Origin of the sequence: Mycobacterium sp. (assembly GCF_051006775.1) — a bacterium.
Classification (GTDB): Bacteria; Actinomycetota; Actinomycetes; order Mycobacteriales; family Mycobacteriaceae; genus Mycobacterium.
Map to the genome: position 1 here is coordinate 1 of NZ_JBPCSX010000201.1, position 4,517 is coordinate 4,517.

Consider the following 4,517-nt stretch of genomic DNA (forward strand, 5'->3'; position numbering starts at 1 on the left):
ACCCACGGCGTCGGTGAGCTGGTACGGCGGGATGGTCCGTTCCAGTGGAATGGCACCCTCCAAGCTACCGCTACCACGGGGCGTCACCTCCAGCGTCCTCGTACCGAGGAGGCTCCTGGTCTTGATCGCCGCTTCGGTTAGGTCGCCCAGACGAGCCGCCTTGTCGAGGGTGAAGTCGACCCGTACTCGCGAGCCGTCAAGGGCGACGTCTGAGACCTGTCCCATCTTGTTTCCCGAGACCTGAACCGCAGCGCCGGCCGCCAATCCGCCGGCCTCGGTGAAATACGCGGAGTAGTGCCGTTGGGTGTTGATCAAGGGAAAGCTCTTGTACCCCAGTGCGATCACTACAGCGACCGCGGTCAGGGCGAGCCCCGCCACAGCGATGGGGATTGGGTTTCGATCCAAGAATGGCTTCATTTCGGCTGGCACCGACCCGTGGGCTGGCCGGCAATCTTGATGTACATCGGCTGACCGCCCTTCCCGTTGATCTTCAGTCCCAAGTCGCACTGGTAGAAGCTGAAGTAATCGCCGTAGAGCCCCTGCCGCCCGAGCACCTTGTACTTCTCCGGCAGTGCCCCGAGCAGATCATCGAAGTACTCGTGATCGAGAAGGATGCTGCCGGAGGCCCTGTCGTTCTCCTGAACGATCTGCTGCAGTGGCGGACGCGCCTGCGACAGCAGGTCAACGAATGTCCGCGATGCTGCGTTGGTGTAAGCGACGGCGGTGCTGATTTCCGATCGCCGCTGTGCCAGTCCGTCCACGAGTTGCGACAGGGATGTGACGGCCTTGTCGAACTGCCCGCTCTGGTTATCGATCGTCGCAAGCACCGTGTTGAGGTTGGTGATGACACTGCCGATCAGCTGATCGCGATCGGCCAGGGTGTTGGTGACGGAAGACGTGCGGGCCAGAAACGATGTGATCGTGGGGCCCTGGCCTTGGAAGGCTGAAATCAATTGTCCGGACAAATCATTGACCTGCTCGGGGCTCAAGGCCCGGAACAGCGGACGGAATCCGCCGATCAAAGCGTCGAGGTCGAGGGCTGGTTGGGTGCGATCCAGCGGAATGGTGCCGCCGGCGGCCAGGGTCTTAGTGCCGCCGGCCCCATCTTCCAACGCCAGGTAGCGATCGCCGATGAGGTTGTCGTACCGGATGATTGCGCGACTCCCCTCGGTGAGCACGACGGACTTCTCCGTACCGAAATCGACGGTGAGGGTGGCGTCGGGCTCGAAAGTGATCTTCTTCACCTTGCCGACTTCCACACCCGCGATCCGGACGAAGTCGCCCGTCGTGAGTCCACTGATATTGGTGAAGCGCGCCCGGTAGGGAGTTTCCTGCCCGAACCGGAACTGAGCGAATATCGACAGCAGGGCAAACCCCCCGACCAGGCACACAGCCGCGAACACGGCGAACCGCCAAGCGGCCGCGATCACATTGCGCTTCACTGATCAACTCTCCTTGCCGTCATCACCCTGCCGGTCCCGACGGCTCGGGCAGCGGGGCCGCCGCGGCGGGCGGTACCGAAGGCGGAGGCGGCGCGCCGATAACCGCGGGTGGGTTCGGCATGTTGTTGGGCGCGACCGGCGTACCGGGCACGGTTACCGGCGGGGGTGTGCCGGCCGGCGGGATACCGGGCCACAGCGGAACGCCGCCGGGGCCGTACAGGGCCGCGCCATAGGGCGGCATGCCCGGCGCGGTCACCGGTCCGGGCGCCGGCCCGGGAAGGCAGTGCCGCAGGCTCGGCGGCTGAGGGATACCTCGGGTCACCGGCAGGTAGTCCGCGTAGCAGTACTCGGCGGCAATACCGGGGTTGGGACGGATGTCCAAGCCGGTGCCCCAGCCGGTGTTGGTGATCAACTGGCGAACCGGGAACATCTTGGATGCGTCCGGGAGCGATCCGCAACTCGGCTTACCGCCGGGGCCTCCCTTGGCGGCCACGATCGGAAGATTATCCGGGAAATTGTATTTGTCATTGCCGGGGATGACGGCCGCATCTGCGACGAAGCTGTAGCCGTTTCCACCAATGGACTTCAATCCGCCACCCTCGTTCAGCCACCACTGCGCACCCACCAGGGTGCAGGTCAGGACGGGGTCGTAGGTGCGCAGCAGACCGGTGGTTGGACTGAGGACATTCACCGCATCAATAAGCCTGCGCTCGTTCGGCGCCAGGGTGTTGGTCCCGGTCTGCGCGAAGCCGATGAGATTCAACAGCAGTGCATCAAGAGCTGAAGCCTGGCTGGATATCGTCGCGCTGGTGGTGCTGGCCGCATCGAGCACAGCCGTGATGTCGCCGGCGGCGGAACCGAACGCATCACTGGCGGCCTTGAGTGATCGCCAATCGGCGCGCAGGGTTTCTGAGCGCGGATTGATTTCCAGCAGAGCCTGATTGGCGCCGGTGATTGCTTCGCCGATGCGTTCGCCCTGACCTCGGAAACCCTCGGAGAGGGCGGTCAGTGTGGAGTTCAGCTTGGCCGGATCGATCTGCTTGAGCAGGCCGACCAGATTTTCAAAAACGGTGTTGACCTCAGTGGTGGTATTACGCGAGCTCAACACGGTTCCAGCGGTGAGCGTCTGAGAGCTCGGATTCTGGGGATAGATCAGGTCGACGAACTTGGCGCCGAATGCCGTCGTCGCCCGAATCTGCGCGCCCACGTTTCGCGGTATGTATCGAGCCTGATCGGAAGCGATGTCGAGTTTGAGCGCGACGGTCTTCGATTCGTTCGAGATTCCGGTGACCTGGCCTACCTGGACTCCGTTCATCATGACCTTTGCGCCGGGGTCCATGATCAAGCCCGAGCGTTGCGAGGTCACCGTCACCGGCACATAGGATTTCCATGCACCCGTGTAGAACACGGCGGTCGCAATCATGACCACGGCCACAATGGCGACCAGAATCGCGGTCCACCACGCCGGGTGGAGCCCTTGCTGACGTCCTGTTTTTCGCATGGTGCTACGAGGCCAAGTGGAAGTTGCCGGATTGCCCGTACACCGCGAGCGACATTGCCAGACAGACCACGATCGCCGACACCAGAGACGCGCGCACCGCGCGGCCAACCGCTTCCCCGACACCGGCTGGGCCGCCGGAGGCGGTATAGCCGTAGTACGTGTGAATCAACATGATGACGGCAGCCATCACGATGGTCTGGGCGAAGGACCACAGCAGGTCCGTCGGTATGAGAAAGGTGTCGAAATAGTGGTCGTAGACACCGCTGGACTGTCCGTAGAGGACCAGGGTGCCGAGTCTGGCTGCGGCGAACGACATGAGCGCAGCGATGCAGTACAGCGGAATGACGACAATGATTCCCGTCACCAGTCGTGTCGAAGCAAGGTAGGCCACTGTCCGGATACCGATCACCTCGAGAGCATCGATCTCCTCAGCGATGCGCATCGCGCCCAATTGCGCGGTGGCGCCCGCACCGATTGTTGCGGCTAGCGCGAAACCAGCGGTGACCGGAGCAATGATGCGCACGTTCACATACGCCGAAACGAAGCCGGTGAGTGCTTCAACTCCCACGCCGGCGAGTTGGTTGTAGCCCTGAACCGCGATCAAAGCGCCCGTCGTGAAGGTCAGAAATGCGACCACGACCACGGTGCCGCCGATCAGGGCCAGAGCGCCGACACCCAGACTCATCTGTGCGATCAACCGAACAATCTCCTGCCAGTAACGCGTCACGGCAAAGCCGATCGATCCGATCGTCTTCCCGTAGAACTGCGTCTGGAGTCCTAGACGATTCCAACCGTTGGCGAATTTCCCGAAGGTGCGCCGGGTTCTGGGCATCGACCTGCTGGCAACCGCCGTCTGGTAGCTCGTCATATGCCGTACTGCCCCGCCGTCACGATGAGGTTGATCACGAAGAGCGCGAGGAACGAGTAGACCACTGTCTCGTTGACGGCGTTGCCCACTCCTGCAGGGCCACCGCCGACCGAGATTCCCTTGTAGCAGCCGATCAGTCCGGCTGACAGACCGAAGAGGGCCGCCTTGAGGAACACCACGAATATCTCTTTGGGTCCGGTGAGCAGGGTCAATCCCGAAACGAACGCGCCGGGCGTGATGTTCTGGACGAATACCGAGAAGGCGAACGCGCCGGCGAGTGTTGCCAGCGACACCACCGCGGAGAGCAGGAGGGCTACGACGGCGGCCGCAAGCACCCGGGGAACAACCAGCATCTGTATCGGGTCAAAACCCATCACCCGGAGCGCGTCCAACTCGTCCCGGATCGTGCGGGCACCGAGCTCGGCGCATATCGCGGTCGCGCCGGCGCCGGCGACCACCAGCACGGTCACCACCGGACCGATCTGGGTCATCACCAGGGCTGCTCCGGTTCCTGCGCCGTCGCCCGCGCCGAAGTCCAGCAGCAGCACATTAAGTGTGAACGCTGAGAGCACTGTGAACGGCAGTGCCAACAGCAGCGCCGGGACCAATGAGACCCTCGCGATGAACCAACACTGCAGAAGAAATTCCTGCCACGCGAACGGCCGCCGCGGCATCGCGACCAGGGTGTCGAGAGCTGTGGCATACA

At 63.1% G+C, this 4,517-nt stretch carries 5 protein-coding genes; all 5 read right to left on the reverse strand.

Annotated elements, in window-relative coordinates; translation table 11 throughout:
- Positions 1 to 405 (reverse strand): MlaD family protein (locus ACR2JI_RS14235; RefSeq protein WP_526391035.1); only part of this gene is annotated, 405 nt, incomplete at its 3' end.
- Between the two features lie 8 nt (positions 406 to 413).
- Entirely contained in the window at positions 414 to 1,442 is a 1,029-nt protein-coding gene (locus tag ACR2JI_RS14240; RefSeq protein ID WP_526391037.1) for an MCE family protein, read from the reverse strand.
- Positions 1,443 to 1,464: 22 nt separating this feature from the next.
- The gene (locus ACR2JI_RS14245; RefSeq protein WP_526391043.1) at positions 1,465 to 2,943 is read right to left on the reverse strand and encodes an MCE family protein; all 1,479 of its coding nucleotides are present in this window, start codon (positions 2,941 to 2,943) and stop codon (positions 1,465 to 1,467) included.
- Positions 2,944 to 2,947: 4 nt separating this feature from the next.
- Positions 2,948 to 3,775 (reverse strand): MlaE family ABC transporter permease, encoded by an 828-nt coding sequence (locus ACR2JI_RS14250; RefSeq protein WP_526391039.1) that lies wholly within the window; start codon positions 3,773 to 3,775, stop codon positions 2,948 to 2,950.
- Between the two features lie 32 nt (positions 3,776 to 3,807).
- Positions 3,808 to 4,517: MlaE family ABC transporter permease (locus ACR2JI_RS14255; RefSeq protein WP_526391041.1), on the reverse strand; the 710-nt coding region annotated here is incomplete at its 5' end.

Coding starts and splice junctions, on each gene's coding strand:
- ACR2JI_RS14245 (WP_526391043.1), bottom strand. CDS start 2,943: ATGCGAAAAACAGGACGTCAGCAAGGGCTCCACCCGGCGTGGTGGACC.
- ACR2JI_RS14250 (WP_526391039.1), bottom strand. CDS start 3,775: ATGCCCAGAACCCGGCGCACCTTCGGGAAATTCGCCAACGGTTGGAAT.